The sequence below is a fragment of the Nocardioides pakistanensis genome, from assembly GCF_054781215.1.
The window spans coordinates 299,175-317,607 of the sequence record NZ_BAAGUV010000034.1; the positions used below are offsets into that span (position 1 = coordinate 299,175).

Sequence of the window (18,433 nt, forward strand, 5' to 3'; positions counted from 1 at the left end):
GAGTTCCTCCATGCCCGAGGCAGTGATCGTTTCCGCGGCCCGCTCCCCCATCGGCCGCGCGAACAAGGGCTCACTCAAGGACATGCGTCCCGACGACCTGACCGTGGCGATGGTCCGCGCGGCGCTGGACAAGATCCCCGCGCTCGACCCGAAGGACATCGACGACCTCTACCTCGGCTGTGGCCTGCCCGGCGGCGAGATGGGCAACAACATGGGCCGCATCGTCTCGGTGCTGCTCGGCTACGACCACCTGCCCGGTGCGACGATCACCCGCTACTGCTCCTCCAGCGTGCAGACCAGCCGGATGGCGATGCACGCGATCAAGGCCGGCGAGGGCGACGTGTTCATCTCCGCCGGCGTGGAGACGGTCTCCCGGTTCCGCAAGGGCACCTCCGACCACCTCCCCGACACCCAGAACCCGATCTTCGACGAGGCCAAGGCGCGCACCGAGGAGATGGCCAAGGGCGGTCAGGACTGGCACGACCCGCGCGAGGACGGCAAGCTGCCCGACGCCTACATCGCGATGGGCCAGACCGCCGAGAACGTCGCCCGGCTCCGCGGGATCACCCGCCAGGAGATGGACGAGTTCGGCGTGCGCAGCCAGAACCTCGCCGAGAAGGCGATCGCCGACGGCTTCTGGGCCCGCGAGATCACCCCGGTGACCCTGCCCGACGGCACGGTGGTCAGCAAGGACGACGGCCCGCGTGCCGGCGTCACGCTCGAGGCGGTCTCGCAGCTCGACCCGGTGTTCCGGCCCGACGGCACGGTCACCGCCGCCAACTGCACCGCGCTCAACGACGGCGCCGCGGCGCTGGTGATCATGTCCGACACCAAGGCCAAGGAGCTCGGCCTCACCCCGCTCGCCCGGATCGTCTCCACCGGCGTGACCGGCCTGTCGCCGGAGATCATGGGCCTCGGCCCGGTCGAGGCCTCGAAGCAGGCGCTGGCCCGGGCGAACATGACCATCGACGACATCGACCTCGTCGAGATCAACGAGGCGTTCGCCGCGCAGGTGATCCCGTCCTACCGGGACCTGGGCATCGACATCGACAAGCTGAACGTCAACGGCGGCGCGATCGCGGTCGGCCACCCGTTCGGCATGACCGGCGCCCGCCTGCAGGCGACGATGATCAACTCGCTGCAGACCCACGACAAGCAGACCGGTCTGATCACGATGTGCGTCGGCGGCGGCCAGGGCATGGCGCTCATCCTGGAGCGGATGAGCTGACCGTCCCCGCTCGCCTCCAGGGCCCCCGGCAGCGCGCCGGGGGCCCTGCGCAGTTTTATTGAATCTTCAACTTTTGGCCTAGTACCATTCTCACCATGACCGCGAACGCGACCGAGACCCGCTGGCTCAGCGAGGACCAGCAGCGCTCCTGGCGTGCCTACCTCGTCGGCACCACCCTGCTCATGGACCGCCTCGACCGCGACCTCCGCGAGCAGCACGACCTGTCCATGCCGGAGTACGAGATCCTGGTCCGGCTGTCCGAGGCCCCCGACCGGCGGATGCGGATGGCCGAGCTCGCCGGGTCGATCAGCCACTCCCGCAGCCGGGTGACGCACACCGTGGCGCGCCTGGAGAAGGACGGTCTCGTCCAGCGCAGCGCCTGCGCGTCGGACGGTCGGGGGGTCGAGGCGGTGCTGACCGACCAGGGCTTCGCCCGGCTGGAGGAGGCGGCGCCCACCCACGTCGCCGGAGTCCGCCGGTTCCTGGTCGACCTCGCCGGTGACGACGACTTCGCCGCTGTCGGCCGGGTCTTCGACGCGGTCGCCGACAAGCTGATCGAGGGCAACCCCTCCGCCGACATCCGCTGAGGCCCGGGGGCGTCTCAGTCGGCGCTGCGGTCGATCTGCTTGTCCGCGATCTGCGCCGGGGGCTGCGCGGCCCCCGGCCCGCCCTGCCGCAGCCAGTCTTCCAGCGCACCGGTCTGCTCGTCACCAGCGATGCCCGAGAACCACACCGGCCGGCCGCCCTGGCGTCGGGCCCGCGCGCAGGGGCGTACGACGACCACGTCGCCCTGGTTGCACTGGTCGAGGCACTCCACCTCGTGCAGGGAGGCGACTCCGTCTGCGGCGATGTCGCGCAGCCGGCCGAGCTGGCCGTCGGGGCGTGGATCGTCCTCGCCGAGTGTCTCGCCCGCGCACAGCCCGCACACCGTGAGGCCGGGGACCGTGCCGTGTGGCTCGCTGTGGCTCATCTCTGCTCTCAGTCGTGGGTCGAGGATCGGATCGGTCGGTGGTCCTCGCGGGACCGTCCGTCGGTCGGCGCTCCCCCGCGTCGGTCAGCCGCCGAGTCTAGGAGTCAGGTGCCCGTCGTACCGAATCCGCGGCGCCGTCACTGACTGACCGGAATCTGGGTATCTGATCTCCCATGACGACCTGGCACCGCCACAACCTCGACCCGGTGACGACCGTGGCGCCCGCCCACAGCCCGTACCTCACGCCCGCGCGCATCGAGCTGGTGGAGACCTGCCGCGCCTTCGCGATGGACGAGGTGCTGCCGGTGGCCAACGAGCTAGACCTGCTCCACGAGGACATCCCGGCCGCGCTGCTCGAGCGGATCGGCGAGCTGGGCTACTTCGGCATCCTCGTTCCCGAGGACGAGGGCGGCCTGGGACTCGGGGTGCTGGAGTACTGCCTGGTCTCCGAGGAGCTGGCCCGGGCGTGGATGAGTGTCGCCAGCATCATCGCCCGCGGCAACGGGACCGGTTGCGACAGCGCCGACCCCGAGCGGCGTCGGGAGCTGCGACGGCTCAGCGCCCAGGGCCGCCGGATCGGTGCGATCGCGTTCTCCGAGCCGCAGGCAGGGTCGGACCTCGCCAACGTCCAGTGCGCCGCGGAGCGCGACGGCGACAGCTGGGTGATCTCGGGGACCAAGCGCTGGGTCGGGCACGCCCTGTCGGCGGACTTCATCCACCTGCTGGCCCGGACCCGGCCCCCTCGCGAGGACCACGGCCCCTCCGACGGCCTGGAGCTGTTCCTGGTCGAGAAGGAGCGTGGCTCCTTCCCCGAAGGGATCACCGGCACGCCGATCGACAAGATCGGCTACTTCGGCCTCACCACGTGGGAGCTGCGGATCGACGGGCTGCGGCTCCCGGCCGATGCACTGCAGGACACCGGCGAGGGCGAGGGGCAGGGGTTCAAGCACAGCCTGGGCTGGCTGAACGTCGCGCGCGCCCAGACCGCCGCGCGGGCGGTCGGCCTCGCCCGCGGCGCACTCGAGGACGCTCTGACCTACTGCCAGCAGCGCGAGCAGTTCGGCGCGCCGATCGGCGACCAGCAGGTGATCCGGCACATGATCGCCGACATGTCGGCCGAGGTTGCGGCCGCACGCCAGCTTTACCTGCACGCCGCGTGGCTCGTCGACCAGGGCGAGCCCGCCGGCACCGAGACCTCCCAGGCCAAGCTGTTCGCCTCGGAGATGGCCGAGCGGGTCACCAGCCAGGCGCTGCAGGTCTTCGGCGGCAACGGCTACACCACCGACTACGCGGTCGAGCGCTACTGGCGCGATGCCCGGCTCACCCGCATCTTCGAGGGGACCTCGGAGATCCAGCGCCGGATCATCTCCGACAGCCTGATCGCCGAGACCGCGGTCTGAGACGCTCCAGCGGGCATGGCGCTGGGCAGGCCTGGGTACCGTGGCGACATGGGAATGATCAGCAAGGTCGTCAAGCTCGGCATCGCCAAGAAGATCTACGACGAGGCACGCAAGCCCGCCAACCAGCAGAAGGCTCGTGAGGCGTTCGCCAAGTTCCAGGAGAGCCGCCGGCACAACAAGCGCTGAGCCACGAGCACAGCACCCGCGCACATGACGAGGCCCCCGGCACATCGCCGGGGGCCTCGTCGTACGCGACGAGGGTTCAGTCTCGGGTGAGCTTGCGGTGGGTCACCCGGTGCGGGCGAGCCGCGTCGGCGCCGAGACGCTCGATCTTGTTGGCTTCGTAAGAGGCGAAGTTGCCCTCGAACCAGAACCACTTCGCGGGGTCCTCGTCATCGCCCTCCCACGCCAGGATGTGCGTGGCGACCCGGTCGAGGAACCACCGGTCGTGCGAGGTGACCACGGCACAGCCGGGGAACTCCAGCAGCGCATCCTCCAGGGACTGCAGGGTCTCCACGTCGAGGTCGTTGGTCGGCTCGTCGAGGAGCAGGAGGTTGCCGCCCATCTTCAGGGTCAGCGCGAGGTTGAGCCGGTTGCGCTCACCACCGGACAGGACGCCGGCCTTCTTCTGCTGGTCGGGGCCCTTGAAGCCGAAGGAGGCGATGTAGGCCCGGCTCGGCATCTCGAAGTTGGCGACCTTGATGTGGTCGAGCCCGTCGGAGACGACCTCCCAGACGTTCTTGTTGGGGTCGATGCCACCGCGGCTCTGGTCGACGTAGGAGATCTTCACCGTCTGACCGACGTTCAGGTCGCCGGTGTCGGGCTTCTCCTCCCCCACGATCATCCGGAACAGCGTGGTCTTGCCGACGCCGTTGGGACCGATGACACCGACGATGCCCGCGCGCGGCAGCGAGAACGACAGGTCGTGCATCAGCGTGCGGTCACCGAAGGACTTCCCGACCTCGGTGGCCTCGAGCACGACGTCACCCAGCCGGGGACCCGCCGGGATGTTGATCTCGGCGAGGTCGACCTTGCGGTTGCGCTCGGCCTCCGCGGCGAGCTCCTCGTAGCGGGCGAGACGCGACTTGCTCTTGGCCTGACGCGCCTTGGGGTTCGACCGCACCCACTCCAGCTCGCGCTCGAGCATCTTGGCCCGCTTGGCGTCCTTCTGGCCCTCGATCTGGAGGCGGGCCTTCTTGGTCTCCAGGTAGGTGGAGTAGTTGCCCTCGTAGGGGTGCAGACGGCCGCGGTCGATCTCGAGGATCCAGGAGGCGACGTTGTCGAGGAAGTACCGGTCGTGGGTCACGGCCAGCACCGCACCCGGGTAGGTGGCCAGGTGGCCCTCGAGCCACTGCACCGACTCGGCGTCGAGGTGGTTGGTGGGCTCGTCGAGCAGGAGCAGGTCGGGCTGCTGGAGGAGCAGCTTGCACAGCGCGACGCGGCGGCGCTCGCCCCCGGACAGGTTGTCGACCAGCACGTCCGGCGGCGGGGTGCGCAGCGCGTCCATCGCCTGCTCGAGCCGGCTGTCGAGGTCCCAGGCGTTGGCGTGGTCGAGATCGGTCTGGAGGTCACCCATCTCGGCGAGGAGCTTGTCGTAGTCGGCGTCGGGGTCGCCGAGCTCCTCGGAGATCTTGTTGAAGCGGTCCAGCTTGGACTTGATCTCGTGCACCGCCTCCTCGACGTTCTCCAGGACCGTCTTGCCCTCGGTCAGCGGCGGCTCCTGCTGGAGCATGCCGACCGTGGCCTCGGGATCCAGGATCGCGTCGCCGTTGGAGGGCTGGTCCAAGCCCGCCATGATCTTCAACAGGGAGGACTTGCCGGCGCCGTTGGGCCCGACCACACCGATCTTCGCCCCGTGCAGGAACGAGAGGGTGACGTTGTCGAGAACGACCTTCTCGCCGTGGGCCTTGCGCACGTTGCGCAGCGTGAACACATACTCAGCCATAGTCCGACCAGCCTACGGCGCCCCGGCCCGAGCACTCCAATCGGTCCGGGCCGGCGACCGCCGTCTCCCTCTCGGACCGACGACCGGCAAGCCGCCGAGCCGGCCGCGGCCGCGGCGGCCGGCCCCGTTCCCCGCACCGCCTGCGCTGGGTGCGCGATCGTGGACGTCCCAGGCCCCGGTCCACCCCGCCCGGAGGTGCCACGAGCGGCACCCGCACGTGGCGGCGAGGACGCTCAGGCGGCCGGTTCGTCGCTGCGGAGCTCCTCGGAGAGCCGGCCCGATCCGAGTGCGGGCTCGACTGCCGGCTCGACGGGGTTCCCCCAGCTGTCCAGGCGCACGTTGATGTCGACGTCGCCGTGGATGATCTCCGACAGCTCGTCATTGGCGTCGTTCTCCGGCCGCTCCCGCTTCTGCGACCGCAGGAAGACGCTCGTCCCCCGGCACAGGTCGTGGCCGATGAAGGTGGCCTCGACGAGCAGCGTCGTGGAGACCCGGCCGTCCTCGCGCTCCCACTCGTCGCTGCGCAGCCGCCCGTGCACGATGACGGCGTCACCCTTCTTGATCGAGTCGCGGACGTTGTCGGCCAGGGTGCGCCAGGCCGACACCGAGTACCACGTCGTGGGTCCGTCGACCCAGGCGCCCTTGCGCTTGATGCGCGGGGTGGTGCCTACGCGCATGTTCGCCACGTTGCTGCCCTCGACGGTCCGGTGGGTGACGTCGTTGCCCACCCAGCCGTGGAAGGTCACGTAGGTCTCGTGCATGTCGTTGCTCCTTTGCGTCGGTTGCCGTTCGACGCAAGGCTGCCTGGCACGGCCGACCGAGAAGAGGCCTCGTCGCCGACCCTGTGGACGCAACCGGCCGCCGGCGCGGCTGTGGACGAGCGCCGTCCCGACCCGCTCAGCGGCGGAGGGCGGCCTCCAGTCCGTCGAGCGTGCGGCGATACGCCTCGATCTCGGCCTCGATCGGCTCGATGACCAGGTCCTCGGTGACCTCGCCGATCGCCGCGCGCAGCCTCCGGTCGGCCGAGCGCGCCTTGCGGCGGGCGGCCACGGCGGTGAACACCCGCGAGAGCATCGCGAGCAACACCCCTGCGAGCGCACCACCGAGCAGCATCAGCGTGGGGACCGGGAAGCCGCGGTAGTCCGGGGTCTCGGGCTCGGGCATCTGCAGGTAGCCCATCACCGCCAGCCCACCGAGCCAGAGGCCGCCGGCGAGCGCGGTGAGGAACAGCGCCCACTGCAGGCCGCGCACCAGCTGCCACCAGATCGGGGTGCGCGCAACGCCGAGGTCGGTGGTCCCGACGGCCCGGTCGAGGGCGTCGCCGAGGTCGTCGAAGCGGGAGACCGACGCGCGGCGTACGGCCGAGGCCCATTGCGGCGTCAGGTCGGCTGCGGCGTCGTCGGCCACCGCACGCACCGCGGTGTCGACCCGTGCCCGCTGCACCTGCGTCGCCTCCGGCACCGAGGCCCGGGCGTCGCCGACGAGCTCCTTGCCACGGGGCCCGAGGTCGAGGTGCAGCCGCTTGAGCGGGTCGGGCCGCAGTCGGGCCGCCCACTTGGTCACCGGCCAGCCGGTCGCCCGGCGCGACCTGACCCGCGTGGCCTTGTCCACCGCGTGCACGATCGTCGGGACGCCGGCGGCGTCGGCGAACGCGTCGACGAGCTCGGCCTTGCGGCCGCGAGCGACGTCGCTGGGCCGCACCAGCCCGTTCTGCTTCTGCAGGAGCCGTGCGGCGTCCTTGACGTCGGCGACCAGCCTGGTGCGCATCGCCTTCTTCGCGGCCACCCGGTCGGCGAGCGCCTTCTTCAGCTCCGCAACGCCTTCGCCGGTGCGCGCGGAGGTGGTGAAGACCGGCACCCCGTCGAGGCCGTCCTCCTTCAGCAGTCGCTCCAGGTCGGCCACCATCGACGCGCGACGGTCGGCCGGCACCTCGTCGATGTGGTTGAGCACGACGAGCATCACGTCGCGGTGGGAGCTGAGGGGACGCAGGTAGCGGTCGTGGACGGCGGCGTCGGCGTACTTCTGCGGGTCGAGGACCCAGACGAGTACGTCGGTCAGCTTCACCAGCCGGTCGACCTCGACGTGGTGGGACACCTCGGTCGAGTCGTGGTCGGGCAGGTCGAGCAGGACCAGGCCGTGCAGCTCACGGTCCTCGCTCACCGGAGTGTCGAGCATGCTGTTGCGGGTCACCTGGTGCCGCCGGGGCACGCCGAGCCAGTCCAGCAGCTCGCCGGACCCCTCGGCACCCCAGGTGCACGCCATCGTCCAGGACGTGGTGGGCCGCTTGACGCCGACCGCGGCCAGGTCGAGACCGGTGAGCGCGTTGAACGTCGAGGACTTGCCCGACCCGGTCGAGCCGGCGAGGGCGACAACCGTGTGCTCGGCGGACAGCCGCAGCCGTGCCCCGGCCCGCTCGACGACCCCGGCGGCTTCGTCGACCACCTCGTCGTCGAGACGGCCACGAGCGTTCTCGACGGCCTGCTCGAGGCCGGCGACGCGTGCGGCGACGTCGGAGGAGCCCTTCCCCAGCAGGCGCTTGGCGCCCTCCACGAGCGCGGTCACGGCTGACCCGCCTGCGGGTGCGGTGGGGCGATCTGCTGCAACGAGCTCTCCTCGGCGGGGCTGGGGGCGATCTGGGCGGCGAAGCGCAGGTCGTCGATGCGACGCGAGACGGCGCGGAGGTTCTCGGCGGCCTTCTGGTCCACGCCGAGGGAGTCGAGCAGGGTGAGGTAGCGCTGCTTCTCGGTGGCCAGCAGCGCCTCGACCTGGCGGCGCAGGTCCTTGCGGGCGTTGGCGGCGAGCCGGCGCACCGCCTGGTCGCCGAACACGGCCTCGAGCAGCTTCTGTCCGATCACGGCGGAGCCACCCGCGATGCCGACCTCCGCGCCGGTGACCCCGGCGGTGGAGGCGAAGACCACGATCATCAGCGCGACCCCCAGGCCGTTGACACCGAAGGCGAGGACCCTCGCGGTCGAGCGCTTGTCGGCGCCCTCGGTGCGCACCATCTGCAGCACACCCTGCTGCCAGTCCCGGACCGCCCGCTCGGCGCGGGCCCGGAAGTCGCGTGAGGCACGGCCGAGGTCGCGGCCGGACTCGTCGAGGAGCCGGTGGCCGGCCTGCACCGACCGCCAGGACGCCTCGGTGCGCTCGGCGGCGTTCTCGGCGTGCTCGAGGATCAGGGTCTCCAGGCCGGACTCGACGGCGACGGTGACCTGCTCGACCTGCTGCGGGCGTCCCTTGACCAGGCCGACCACGCGGTCACGCAGCCAGCCGACCTTCGACTCGAGGGACCGCAGCAGCTCGCCGGTGCCGACGAACTCCTGCCACCGCGCGAGCACCTCGCCGCGAAGCAGGGTGCCGTCGGCCGAGGCCTCGTCGATCCGGGCGAGCGCCTCGTCGTAGGAGCGGTCCACGTCCTCGCGGAGGCGGCGCACCATCGTCGCCTGGTCCGCGGCGGCGTCCGCGACCTGGTGGGTGTGGTGGGAGAGGCTGCGGATGGCACCCTCGAGCGTCTGCCGGACGACGGCGGCGCGCGCGTTGGAGTCGGCGGCGAGCATGTGCAGCCAGCCGCGGATCTCGGCGACCGCCTCCGGGGGCAGCAGACCGTCCTCGTCGACGGCGCCCTCCGGAACCGTGAACAGCGGCGAGTCCCGGAGACCACGCGTGGTCAGCATCCGCGCGAGGTGGCCACTGACCTCCCCGATCGCCTCGGGGGCGGTGCGGTCGAGCACGATCGCGACCGCGGTGCTGCGCTCGGCGGCAGCCTTGAGGTAGTCCCACGGCACCTGGTCGGCGTAGCGGGCTGCCGAGGTCACGAACAGCCACAGGTCGGCGGCGGCGAGCAGCTGGGCGGCGAGGGTGCGGTTGTGCTCCTCGACGGAGTCGATGTCGGGCGCGTCGAGGATCGCCAGTCCGGCCGGCACCGACTCGGAGGCGACCAGCTGCAGGGCACCGGGGTCGCCGGTGGCGCCGGTGGTGCGGGCCAGGTCGGGGAGGATCCGGTCCTTGTCGAACCAGTCGGCGTCGACCGGGTTGTGCACGAGCACCGGCGATCGCGTGGTGGGACGGAGCACGCCGGGCTCGGTGACCCGGGTGCCGACCAGCGAGTTCACCAGCGTGGACTTGCCGGCACCGGTGGAGCCACCGACGACGGTGAGCAGCGGGGCGTCGATCTGGATCAGCCGCGGCAGGACGTAGTCCTCGATCTGGTCGATCATCTCGCGCTGGTCCTTGCGGCGCTCCTCGACGCCGGGAAGGTCGAGCGGGAGCGGCGCGGACTGCAGGGCCTCACGAAGCCGGACCAGGGCCGTGATCATGTCAGTCGGCGTAGCGGGCTTGCTCACCGTCCACCTTCCAGCCTTGGTTGCATCAGGGCAGTTGTACCAGGCGGCTGCGGCCACACGACGTACGGGCGCAGGGCCGCCAGCCGGTCGACCATCGCCTGCCCGCGGGGCACGACGTCCGCCGGTGCCGTGCCACGGAGGAACCGGTCGTGGAGGAAGCCGAGCTCGATGGCCTGCTCCTGGTACTCCTGCATCACCTTCAGCGCCGGCTCGCCGCCGACCCGCTTGGCGTGGGCGCGCGCCGCCCTGCGGCCGGCGATCCGCGCCAGCCAGGGGACCTCGTAGGGCGCCAGGTACCCGCGCTGGGCGGCGTCGGTGAGCGCGCGTGCAAGCATCCGGCCCTCGCGGCGGCGTGCCCAGATCGCGAACCCGGCCATCAGCACGAACGCGGGGACCATCAGGAACAGGTAGGTGCCGACGAAGTACTCGCCACCGGAGAAGTAGGCAGCCCCGTTCCACAACGCATGTGCCAGCACCGCGAAGGCGTACCCCAGGACCGGGGCCGCCACACGCCAGAACCGGCTCCGGGTCACGACGGCGTAGCCGACCCCGACGCCGACGGCCGCGGTGAAGAAGGGATGCGCGAACGGGCTGAAGATGCCGCGGATGATGAACGTGCCGGTGGCCGCACCGATCCCGCCGGGCCCGATCCCCTCCCCTCCCATGTAGGCGGACGCGAGGTAGAGGATGTTCTCGGTGAAGGCGAAGCCGATCCCGACCATGCCGGCGTAGACGATGCCGTCCAGCACCCCGTCGATGACGCGGCGACGTGCAATCACCAGCAGGAGCACGAAGATCCCCTTCGCCGCTTCCTCGGTGATCGGCGCGACGACGGCGGCGGTGAACGACTCCGGGCGGCCGAACGCGAACTGCTCGAGCGTCTGCAGGATCAGCGCCGCAGCGGTGGCGACCAGCGCCCCCCAGCCGAGGGCGCTGAGGATCAGGCTGCGCGGCTCCGGCTCGTAGCGGTCCAGCCACAGGAACACGGCGACCAGCGGGCCGACGGGGAGCGCGGCGAGCAGGGTGCCGACGACCAGCGCACCGGGTGCACCGGACCCGAGCAGGACGATCGCCATCACCCCGGCACCGGCCAGCATCGCCAGCGTGACGAGGACGGTGAACACCACGTTGCCCTGGTGTCGCCTCGTCGCTCCGCTCATGCGGTGAGCCTATCTGGATCAGGACATAACGTTCCCCTTCGCGACGGCCGCCCTGACCGTCGTACAGTGCATCTGTGAGCGAAGACACCCGCCCCGACAGCACCGACGAGCGCCTCCCTGCGGACGCGGCGACCCCGCCCGAGGGCACCGACAACGGCAAGCAGCTGAAGACCGAGAGCCACGACCCGGCGGTGCCGGAGGCCTACGCGGCGTTCATGCGCACCGGCTGGGGTGACCGGGAGCTCGACCTGCCGCCGCACCCGATCACCGAGTGGGCGCAGCAGCGCCGGGCCCGGCTGGCCGAGACGTTCCCCGGCGAGCGGCTGGTGATCCCCGCGGGCACGTTCAAGGTGCGCGCCAACGACACCGACTACCGGTTCCGCCCGGAGACCGCGCACACCTACCTGTGCGGCAACCAGACCACCGACGCGGTGCTGGTCATCGAGGGCGGCGAGTCGGTGCTCTACGCCCGCCCGCGCTCCTCGCGGCAGACCGACGAGTTCTTCCGGGACCGGCAGTACGGCGAGCTGTGGGCCGGCCGGCGTCCGTCGCTCAACGAGATGCAGGCGTCCTTGGGCATCGAGTGCCGGCACATCGACGACCTCCCCTCCGCGTTGCAGGCGTCGGGCAAGACCCGCGTGCTGCGTGGCGTGGACTCCCGCGTGGACAGCACGGTCACGGCCGACGAGGGACGGGACCAGGAGCTGGCCCGGGTGCTCAGCGAGATGCGCCTGGTCAAGGACGCCTGGGAGCTCGAGCAGCTGCAGGAGGCTTGCGACATCACGACGCTCGGCTTCGCCGACAGCGTCCGTGAGTGGGACAACGTGCTGAAGTACGGCGAGCGCTGGATCGAGGGCACGTTCTTCCGCCGCGCCCGGGCGATGGGCAACGACATCGGCTACGACTCGATCGTCGGCGGCGGCCGGCACGCCACCACGCTGCACTGGATCGACAACAGCGGTCCGATCCGCCCCGGCGAGCTGGTGTTGCTCGACATGGGCGTGGAGCAGTCCTCGCTCTACACCGCCGACGTGACCCGGACGCTCCCGATCGACGGCACGTTCACCCCGCTCCAGCGCGACCTCTACACGTTGGTGCTCGACGCCCAGACCGCCGGCATCGAGGCAGTCCGGCCGGGTGCGCCGTTCCTGGGCGCCCACAACGCCGCGATGAGCGTGCTCGCCCACGGGCTGGAGGACATGGGCCTGCTGCCGGTCTCGGCCGAGGAGGCGCTCTCCCCCGACAGCAAGGTCTACGCCCGGTGGACGCTGCACGGCACCAGCCACATGCTCGGCATGGACGTGCACGACTGCGCGAAGGCCTCGCTCGAGGTGTACCCCCGCGGCGAGCTCGCCGAGGGGATGGTGCTGACCGTCGAGCCGGGGCTGTACTTCCAGGAGGACGACCTGCTGGTCCCCGAGGAGCTGCGCGGCATCGGGATCCGGATCGAGGACGACATCGTGGTCACCGCCGACGGCGCCCACAACCTGTCGGAGTCGCTGCCGCGCGGGGTCACCGAGATCGAGGAGTGGATGGCCGCGCTCCGCGCCTGACCGGCGGCGCTGACCGGGCCTCTCCGCTAGCCCACCTGGCCGCTCCGGCGTCATCGGCCGGCCGAGGGCGCATACTGGAGGCGATGAAGACGCGAACCGCCGGTCAACGGCGACACCTGCCCAGCAGTCCCTTCGCCAACCGACCGGTCGAGCCGGTCGAGGACTTCGCGCTCGACGACCGGGTCACCCACGATGCCCATGGTCTCGGTCGCGTCGTCGGCTGCGAGACCGGCGTCGCGGTGACCGTCGACTTCGGCGCTCACCAGCTGCGGATCGCCTCGCCCTACCCCAAGCTCACCAAGCTGTAGCAGCGGCTCGTCTCACGTCTCGCCGCGGCTGCGCGTGCCGCGGGTGCACCGGAGTCCCGGACAGTGCAGGGTGTGCTCATGCACTTCGTCGGCGTGGACCTCGCCTGGGGCAACGAGAAGACCACCGGACTCGCGGTGCTGGAGGCCGACGGGCGGCTCGTCCATGTCTCGGCGCAGCGCAGCGACGCGGAGATCCTGAGCGCGCTGGCGCCGTACGTCGACGGCGACTGCCTGGTCGGCATCGACGCGCCGCTGATCGTGAAGAACGCCACCGGCAACCGGCCGTGCGAGGCCGCGCTCAACCGCGACTTCGCGCGTTTCGACGCCGGCGCGCACCCGTCCAACACCGGGAAGCCTGAGCTCGCGGGTGTCCCGCGCGGGGCCAGGCTCGCCACCGAGCTGGGGCTCGACCTCGACCCGACATCGAAGGCGCGCCGCCGTGCGATCGAGGTGTACCCGCACCCTGCGACCGTCGCGCTGTTCCGCCTCGGCAGGACGCTGAAGTACAAGCACAAGACGGGAAGGCCGCTGCCCCAGCTGCGGGCCGAGCTGCTGCGGCTGATGGAGCTGATCGAGGGCCTCGCGGACTCCCCGGTGCCGCTGCGCGTCACCGAGCACGAGGACTGGCGTGCACTGAAGGCGCAGGTCGTCGCCGCGGAGCGCAAGAGCGAGCTGCGCCGGGCCGAGGACCCCGTCGACGCGGTGCTGTGCGGCTACGTGGCGATGTGGTCGGCACGACGACCCGAGCAGACGACCGTGTACGGCGACCACGAGTCGGGCTACATCGTCACCCCCACCCTCCCCGAGGGACACGCCCCCTCGCCGCGAGTGCCCGCCGCCGAGGAACCGCCGCCGCCCCCGGACAACGAGCCGGTGCGACAGGCGGTGCGCCGGTACGCCGAGCTCCAGCCCGAGCTGCGCCGCCTCACCGAGCGGTACGTCGCCCTGGTCACCACCCTCCTCGACGACGCCGGCATCAACTACCTGAGCGTCGAGGGCCGAGCCAAGAGCGTGGCGTCGTTCGCGGCCAAGGCGGACCGCAGCGTCGCCGGCCGCCCGCTCTACGCCGATCCGCTCGAGGACATCACCGACCAGATCGGGGTCCGCGTGATCACCTACCTGCACAGCGACGTCGCCGCGGTCGCGGACCTGCTCGGCGACCAGCTGAGCATCCTCGACGACCGGGACATGGGCCAGGAGACCGCGAGCGAGGGCAGGTTCGGGTACGCGAGCCGGCACCTGCTGCTGCGGGTCGACCCGGCGAAGGGCGCTCCCCCGTCGTACGACGAGCTCAGCCGGTGGCGGGCCCAGGTCCAGGTGCGGACCGTGCTGCAGCACGCCTGGGCCGAGTTCGAGCACGCGATCCGCTACAAGGGCACGATCCCCGAGGAGCACGTGCCCGACCTCGACCGGCGGTTCACCCTCGCCGCGGGGCTGCTCGAGCTCGCCGACCGGGAGTTCTCCCTGATCCGGGACCGGCTGCAGGCCACGGCGTCGGAGGAGCTGCCGCCCACCGACGTGAGCGACCCGCGGATCAGCGCGCAGGACCTCGCCACGTTCCTCACCAGCCAGTACGCCGACGCCGGCTGGTCACGGCCCGACCACTACGCGTGGGTGTCCGGGCTGCTCCTCGAGCTCGGCATCACGTCCCTCGACGAGCTCGCCGCACTGCTCACCTCGGTGGACAGCGAGGCGATCAACGCCCGGCTCGCCTACCGGTACCCGCCCGGTGCGGTCCGCCGGCTCGACGACGCGCTGCTGGCGATCTTCGGCCAGCGGTACGTCGACCTGCACGGCAACGCGCACCGGGCGGCGCTGCTGAGCGCCCGGCTCGAGAAGCTGCGCGCTAGCGCGTGATGACCACCTTGAGTGCCTTGGTCTCGGCGGCCCGACCGAAGGTGTCGTAGGCGTCCATCATCTCGTCGAGCTTGAAGTGATGGGTCGCGAACTTCTCCGCGGCAAGCTTGTGCTGGGCGACCAGCTTCAGCAGCATCGGCGTGGTGTTGGTGCTGACCAGGCCCATCGTGATCGACAGGTCCATGATCCACAGGTCCTGCAGCGCCAGCTCGACCGGCGCGCCGTGCACGCCGACGTTGGCCACCGACCCACCGGGGCGCACGATCTTGGTGCAGGCCTCGAAGGTCGCCGGCACACCGACCGCCTCGATCGCCACGTCGACGCCGAGGCCGTCGGTCATCGCCTTGACCTTCTCCTCCCAGTCCGACGCGCCGTTGTTGACCGCGTCGGTGGCGCCGAAGGCCTTGGCCTGCTCGAGACGGTTGTCGTCGAGGTCGATCGCGATGATCCGGGCGGCGCCGTACAGCCCCGCGGTCATGATCGCGGCCAGACCGACCGGGCCGGCACCGACCACGGCGACCACGTCGCCGGGCTTGACCTTGCCGTAGCGGACGCCGATCTCGAAACCGGTCGGCAGGATGTCGGACAGCATCACGGCGGCCTCGTCGTCGACGCCCTCGGGCAGCTTGTACAGCGAGTTGTCGCCGAAGGGCACCCGGACGTACTCCGCCTGGGTGCCGTCGATCAGGTGGCCGAAGATCCAGCCGATGCCGGAGGCGCCCTCGTCGGCGAGGCAGTGAGCGTACAGGCCCTGGTGGCAGTACGAGCAAGATCCGCACGCGCTGATGCAGGAGATGATCACCCGGTCTCCGACGGCGATCGTCGAGACCGCGGAACCGACCTCGGTGACCGTGCCGACGCCCTCGTGGCCGAGGATCCGGCCCTCGGTGACCGCGGGCACGTCGCCCTTGAGGATGTGCAGGTCCGTGCCACAGATGGTGGTGGTGTCGATCCGGACGATGACGTCCGTGGGCTCGATGATCTTCGGGTCGGGTACCTCGTCCCAGGACTTCTTGCCGGGACCGTGGTAGACGAGTGCCTTCATGTGGGTGCCTTCCTCCATGTGGGGAAGCTCGCGGGGCCGGATGCGCACGCGAGCCAGCACCAGTTTCGAGACGGCCGGGGTCGCAGGCACAGGGCCCAACGTCCCGTCCACCGGCCGTAGGTCACGACGATGGGAGGCGGGGGTTAGGTTCGACGTCGTGGCTGTGTGGATCGAGGCGGGGCTGTGGGGCCTCCTGGCAGGCAGCGCGCTGGTGCTGGGCGCGGCGATCGCCTGGTACGTCAGCGTCCCGCAGCGGGTCGTCGCCTCGGTGATGGCGTTCGGGGCGGGCGTGCTGATCTCGGCACTGGCCTTCGACCTGGTCGACGACGCCGAACGCAGCGGTGGCCTGCTGCCGACGATCCTGGGTTTCCTGGCCGGAGCGGTGGTCTATGTCGCGGCCAACGTCGCCCTGGCGAGACGGGGGGCCCGCCACCGCAAACGTTCGGGCGGCCAGCAGGCGTCGGAGGCAGCACAGCAAGGCAGCGGCACCGCGATCGCGGTCGGCGCTCTGCTCGACGGGGTCCCCGAGTCGGTGGTGCTCGGACTCACCCTCCTGGGAGGCGGCGGGGTCGGTCCGGCCGTCCTCGCGGCGATCTTCGTGTCGAACCTGCCCGAAGGGCTGTCCAGCTCGGCCGGCATGAAGCGAAGCGGCCGCACCGCGAGGTACATCTTCGGGGTGTGGGGCGGCATCGCGCTCGCCAGCGGCGTAGCCGGCGCGCTCGGCGCCCTGCTGCTGCAAGGCGCTTCCGTCGAGCTGATCGCGGTCATCACCGCCGTCGCCGCCGGCGCGATCCTCGCGATGATCGCCGACACCATGATCCCCGAGGCCTTCGAGAGCACGCATCTGTACGCCGGCCTGATCGCGACCGTCGGGTTTCTGGCCGCCTTCGCGATCTCACGGAGCACCTGAGACGCGGAACCGCGGGTGGACGGGGTTTCGGGTCAGCCCGCGTCGTCGGCACGCAGCCGCCACGCGGTCAGCAACAGGCTGACGACGAGGAGCCCGGCCATCACGAGAGCCGGGGTGGCGTGCCAACCGAGGTCCAGCCACGGATCCCGCAGCAGCTGCGCGGCATAGGTGACGGGTACGGCGTCGCCGATCCTGGAGAGCGCATCCGGGAGCACCTCCTTGGGAGGTCCGGCACCGCCCAGCATCATGAACACGAAGAAAAGCAGGACACCGAGGCCCTGCGCGGTGCGGGCGGTGGGCATCACGAACCCGAGGAAGGCGCCGAGGGCTGCGAAGCTGGTGCTCAGCAGGAGATACCCGGCCAGCACACCGCCCCAGCTGTGCGGCAGCGGTGCGTCGTACGCGAGGACGGACACGGCGGTCAGCAGGACCGCGCCGGCGGCCGCGACCAGCACGGTGACGGCCATGTGGGCGGCGACCAGGGTCGACGGCGGGATCGCCGAAGCTCGGAAGCGCCGGAGCACCCCTTGCTCGCGGTAACCGGCCAGGTGCACCGGCAGGGAGAGGACGCCGGCCGTGGCGGAGACGAGCGCCACGTAGGAGGGGGTGTAGAAGTCGACGGCGGGGATGCCGCCCCAGACGCTGGGGTCCGCGGGGCCGGCGAAAACACCGTTGAGGACGTAGAGCACCACCACCGGCAGCACCAGGACGAACACCACCGTCAACGGTTCGCGGCCGAACAGCTTGATCTCCACCCAGGTCAGCGCGCGGAACGCCTTCACGAGACCACCCCCTCTCGGATCCCGTGGACCTCCGGTTCGGTCAGGGCCAGGTAGGCGTCCTCCAGGGTGGGGACCACTGGACGGAGGTCCTCGGGCTCCAGCCCGTGCGCGACGAGAGCGTGCCCGACCCGGGCGAGGAGGGCACCGGCACCGGTGACCTGCACTCCTCGGCCGTCCAGGCGCTCGACGTCGTTCACTCCGGGGACCGCCTGCAGGATGCCGCTGTCGAACGCGGGTGGGGCGGTGAAGCGGACCACCTTGAGCGGCTGGTGTCGTTCGATGAGGTCGGCCGAGGTCCCCGACGCCACCACCCGGCCCTCGACGAGGACGGACAGCCGGTCGCAGAGCCGCTCGGCCTCGTCCATGAAGTGCGTGACCAGCACGACCGTCGTACCCCGGTCGCGCACCGCCGCCACCAGGTCCCAGGCGACCCGGCGTGCGGCAGGGTCGAGGCCGGTGGTCATCTCGTCGAGGACGACCAGCTGCGGGTCGGCGACCAGCGCGAGCGCGACGAACAACCGCTGCTTCTGCCCGCCCGAGAGGTCACCGAAGGCAGTGTTCCGGCGGTGGGCCAGCCCCCAATCGTCGAGCAGCTGCTCCCAGGGCGGCCCACCCGGACTGATCGCGGAGAACAGCCGCAGCGCCTCACCTACGCGCAGTCGGTCGGGAAGCGCCGAGTCCTGCAGCTGGCTGCCGATGATGCGGCGGATCCGGGCCGGCTCGGTCACCGGGTCGTGCCCGAACACCGTGATCGTTCCGGCGTCCGGACGGCGGAGTCCCTGCAGGCACTCGACGGTGGTGGTCTTGCCGGAACCGTTCGGCCCGAGCAGGCCGAAGATCTCGCCCTCCTCGACGTGGAACGACACGTCGGCCACCGCGACCGTGGTTCCGTAGTGCTTCCGCAGCGCGGTGACGTCGACGGCCCTGCCCAT

The 18,433-nt window shown here is 71.2% G+C and carries 17 protein-coding genes; 8 read left to right on the top strand and 9 right to left on the bottom strand.

From position 1 onward, the window contains the following. Positions 1 to 10: 10 nt before the first annotated feature. Together ACYVIH_RS14955 and ACYVIH_RS14960 are read left to right on the top strand one after the other, a co-directional pair. Positions 11 to 1,228, top strand: a complete 1,218-nt coding sequence (locus ACYVIH_RS14955; RefSeq protein ID WP_460870260.1) for an acetyl-CoA C-acetyltransferase — start codon at positions 11 to 13, stop codon at positions 1,226 to 1,228. 95 nt (positions 1,229 to 1,323) lie between these two features. After that, entirely contained in the window at positions 1,324 to 1,815 is a 492-nt protein-coding gene (locus ACYVIH_RS14960) for a MarR family winged helix-turn-helix transcriptional regulator (protein ID WP_460870261.1), read from the top strand. A gap of 14 nt (positions 1,816 to 1,829) precedes the next feature. Here ACYVIH_RS14960 and ACYVIH_RS14965 read toward each other — a convergent pair whose 3' ends face one another. Then, a complete protein-coding gene (locus ACYVIH_RS14965; protein ID WP_460870263.1) occupies positions 1,830 to 2,198 on the bottom strand; it encodes a hypothetical protein in 369 nt (122 codons plus the stop codon). Between the two features lie 173 nt (positions 2,199 to 2,371). On the opposite strand from ACYVIH_RS14965, the gene ACYVIH_RS14970 reads away from it, so the two are divergent. Beyond that, positions 2,372 to 3,598 (top strand): acyl-CoA dehydrogenase family protein, encoded by a 1,227-nt coding sequence (locus ACYVIH_RS14970; protein ID WP_460870264.1) that lies wholly within the window; start codon positions 2,372 to 2,374, stop codon positions 3,596 to 3,598. A 48-nt stretch (positions 3,599 to 3,646) separates the two neighbouring features. After that, positions 3,647 to 3,784 carry a hypothetical protein gene (locus tag ACYVIH_RS14975; RefSeq protein WP_460870265.1) on the top strand — a complete coding sequence of 46 codons (138 nt, stop codon included), beginning with the start codon at positions 3,647 to 3,649 and terminating at the stop codon, positions 3,782 to 3,784. 76 nt (positions 3,785 to 3,860) lie between these two features. On the opposite strand, the gene ettA is transcribed toward ACYVIH_RS14975, so the two are convergent. From ettA to ACYVIH_RS15000, 5 genes are all read right to left on the bottom strand, one after another. Then, complete coding sequence (gene ettA / locus ACYVIH_RS14980; RefSeq protein ID WP_460870266.1) at positions 3,861 to 5,543, bottom strand: energy-dependent translational throttle protein EttA; 1,683 nt, start codon at positions 5,541 to 5,543, stop codon at positions 3,861 to 3,863. 233 nt (positions 5,544 to 5,776) lie between these two features. Then, the gene (locus ACYVIH_RS14985; RefSeq protein WP_460870267.1) at positions 5,777 to 6,304 is read right to left on the bottom strand and encodes a single-stranded DNA-binding protein; all 528 of its coding nucleotides are present in this window, start codon (positions 6,302 to 6,304) and stop codon (positions 5,777 to 5,779) included. 136 nt (positions 6,305 to 6,440) lie between these two features. Further along, positions 6,441 to 8,105 carry a GTPase gene (locus tag ACYVIH_RS14990; RefSeq protein WP_460870268.1) on the bottom strand — a complete coding sequence of 555 codons (1,665 nt, stop codon included), beginning with the start codon at positions 8,103 to 8,105 and terminating at the stop codon, positions 6,441 to 6,443. After that, positions 8,102 to 9,886, bottom strand: a complete 1,785-nt coding sequence (locus ACYVIH_RS14995; protein WP_460870269.1) for an ABC transporter — start codon at positions 9,884 to 9,886, stop codon at positions 8,102 to 8,104. The genes ACYVIH_RS14990 and ACYVIH_RS14995 overlap by 4 nt, the downstream gene beginning before the upstream one ends. After that, positions 9,883 to 11,046, bottom strand: a complete 1,164-nt coding sequence (locus ACYVIH_RS15000) for a PrsW family intramembrane metalloprotease (protein WP_460870270.1) — start codon at positions 11,044 to 11,046, stop codon at positions 9,883 to 9,885. The genes ACYVIH_RS14995 and ACYVIH_RS15000 overlap by 4 nt, the downstream gene beginning before the upstream one ends. Before the next feature lie 74 nt (positions 11,047 to 11,120). On the opposite strand from ACYVIH_RS15000, the gene ACYVIH_RS15005 reads away from it, so the two are divergent. The 3 genes from ACYVIH_RS15005 (at position 11,121) to ACYVIH_RS15015 (ending at position 14,764) form a co-directional block, all read left to right on the top strand. Next, positions 11,121 to 12,599 carry an aminopeptidase P family protein gene (locus ACYVIH_RS15005; protein ID WP_460870271.1) on the top strand — a complete coding sequence of 493 codons (1,479 nt, stop codon included), beginning with the start codon at positions 11,121 to 11,123 and terminating at the stop codon, positions 12,597 to 12,599. An 83-nt stretch (positions 12,600 to 12,682) separates the two neighbouring features. Beyond that, positions 12,683 to 12,907 (top strand): hypothetical protein, encoded by a 225-nt coding sequence (locus ACYVIH_RS15010; protein WP_460870272.1) that lies wholly within the window; start codon positions 12,683 to 12,685, stop codon positions 12,905 to 12,907. Positions 12,908 to 12,985: 78 nt separating this feature from the next. Next, positions 12,986 to 14,764, top strand: a complete 1,779-nt coding sequence (locus ACYVIH_RS15015; RefSeq protein ID WP_460870289.1) for a DUF429 domain-containing protein — start codon at positions 12,986 to 12,988, stop codon at positions 14,762 to 14,764. On the opposite strand, the gene ACYVIH_RS15020 is transcribed toward ACYVIH_RS15015, so the two are convergent. After that, positions 14,754 to 15,827, bottom strand: a complete 1,074-nt coding sequence (locus tag ACYVIH_RS15020; RefSeq protein ID WP_460870273.1) for a zinc-dependent alcohol dehydrogenase family protein — start codon at positions 15,825 to 15,827, stop codon at positions 14,754 to 14,756. The two genes, ACYVIH_RS15015 and ACYVIH_RS15020, sit on opposite strands and share 11 nt — an antisense overlap. 139 nt (positions 15,828 to 15,966) lie before the next feature. On the opposite strand from ACYVIH_RS15020, the gene ACYVIH_RS15025 reads away from it, so the two are divergent. After that, positions 15,967 to 16,719 (top strand): ZIP family metal transporter, encoded by a 753-nt coding sequence (locus ACYVIH_RS15025; RefSeq protein WP_460870274.1) that lies wholly within the window; start codon positions 15,967 to 15,969, stop codon positions 16,717 to 16,719. A gap of 32 nt (positions 16,720 to 16,751) precedes the next feature. Here the strand turns inward: ACYVIH_RS15025 and ACYVIH_RS15030 are convergent, their stop codons facing one another. Both ACYVIH_RS15030 and ACYVIH_RS15035 read right to left on the bottom strand, forming a co-directional pair. Next, positions 16,752 to 17,501, bottom strand: coding sequence for an ABC transporter permease (locus ACYVIH_RS15030; protein ID WP_460870275.1), 750 nt, complete (start codon positions 17,499 to 17,501; stop codon positions 16,752 to 16,754). Further along, positions 17,498 to 18,433: an ABC transporter ATP-binding protein gene (locus ACYVIH_RS15035; protein WP_460870276.1), complete on the bottom strand. Its 936-nt coding sequence runs from the start codon at positions 18,431 to 18,433 to the stop codon at positions 17,498 to 17,500. The genes ACYVIH_RS15030 and ACYVIH_RS15035 overlap by 4 nt, the downstream gene beginning before the upstream one ends.

What these genes read in the sequence shown, in the direction of transcription:
- ACYVIH_RS14955 (WP_460870260.1), top strand. Translation starts at nt 11, where the DNA reads ATGCCCGAGGCAGTGATCGTTTCCGCGGCCCGCTCCCCCATCGGCCGC.
- ACYVIH_RS14960 (WP_460870261.1), top strand. Translation starts at nt 1,324, where the DNA reads ATGACCGCGAACGCGACCGAGACCCGCTGGCTCAGCGAGGACCAGCAG.
- ACYVIH_RS14965 (WP_460870263.1), bottom strand. Translation starts at nt 2,198, where the DNA reads ATGAGCCACAGCGAGCCACACGGCACGGTCCCCGGCCTCACGGTGTGC.
- ACYVIH_RS14970 (WP_460870264.1), top strand. Translation starts at nt 2,372, where the DNA reads ATGACGACCTGGCACCGCCACAACCTCGACCCGGTGACGACCGTGGCG.
- ACYVIH_RS14975 (WP_460870265.1), top strand. Translation starts at nt 3,647, where the DNA reads ATGGGAATGATCAGCAAGGTCGTCAAGCTCGGCATCGCCAAGAAGATC.
- ettA (WP_460870266.1), bottom strand. Translation starts at nt 5,543, where the DNA reads ATGGCTGAGTATGTGTTCACGCTGCGCAACGTGCGCAAGGCCCACGGC.
- ACYVIH_RS14985 (WP_460870267.1), bottom strand. Translation starts at nt 6,304, where the DNA reads ATGCACGAGACCTACGTGACCTTCCACGGCTGGGTGGGCAACGACGTC.
- ACYVIH_RS15000 (WP_460870270.1), bottom strand. Translation starts at nt 11,046, where the DNA reads ATGAGCGGAGCGACGAGGCGACACCAGGGCAACGTGGTGTTCACCGTC.
- ACYVIH_RS15010 (WP_460870272.1), top strand. Translation starts at nt 12,683, where the DNA reads ATGAAGACGCGAACCGCCGGTCAACGGCGACACCTGCCCAGCAGTCCC.
- ACYVIH_RS15015 (WP_460870289.1), top strand. Translation starts at nt 12,986, where the DNA reads ATGCACTTCGTCGGCGTGGACCTCGCCTGGGGCAACGAGAAGACCACC.
- ACYVIH_RS15020 (WP_460870273.1), bottom strand. Translation starts at nt 15,827, where the DNA reads ATGGAGGAAGGCACCCACATGAAGGCACTCGTCTACCACGGTCCCGGC.
- ACYVIH_RS15035 (WP_460870276.1), bottom strand. Translation starts at nt 18,433, where the DNA reads ATGGGCAGGGCCGTCGACGTCACCGCGCTGCGGAAGCACTACGGAACC.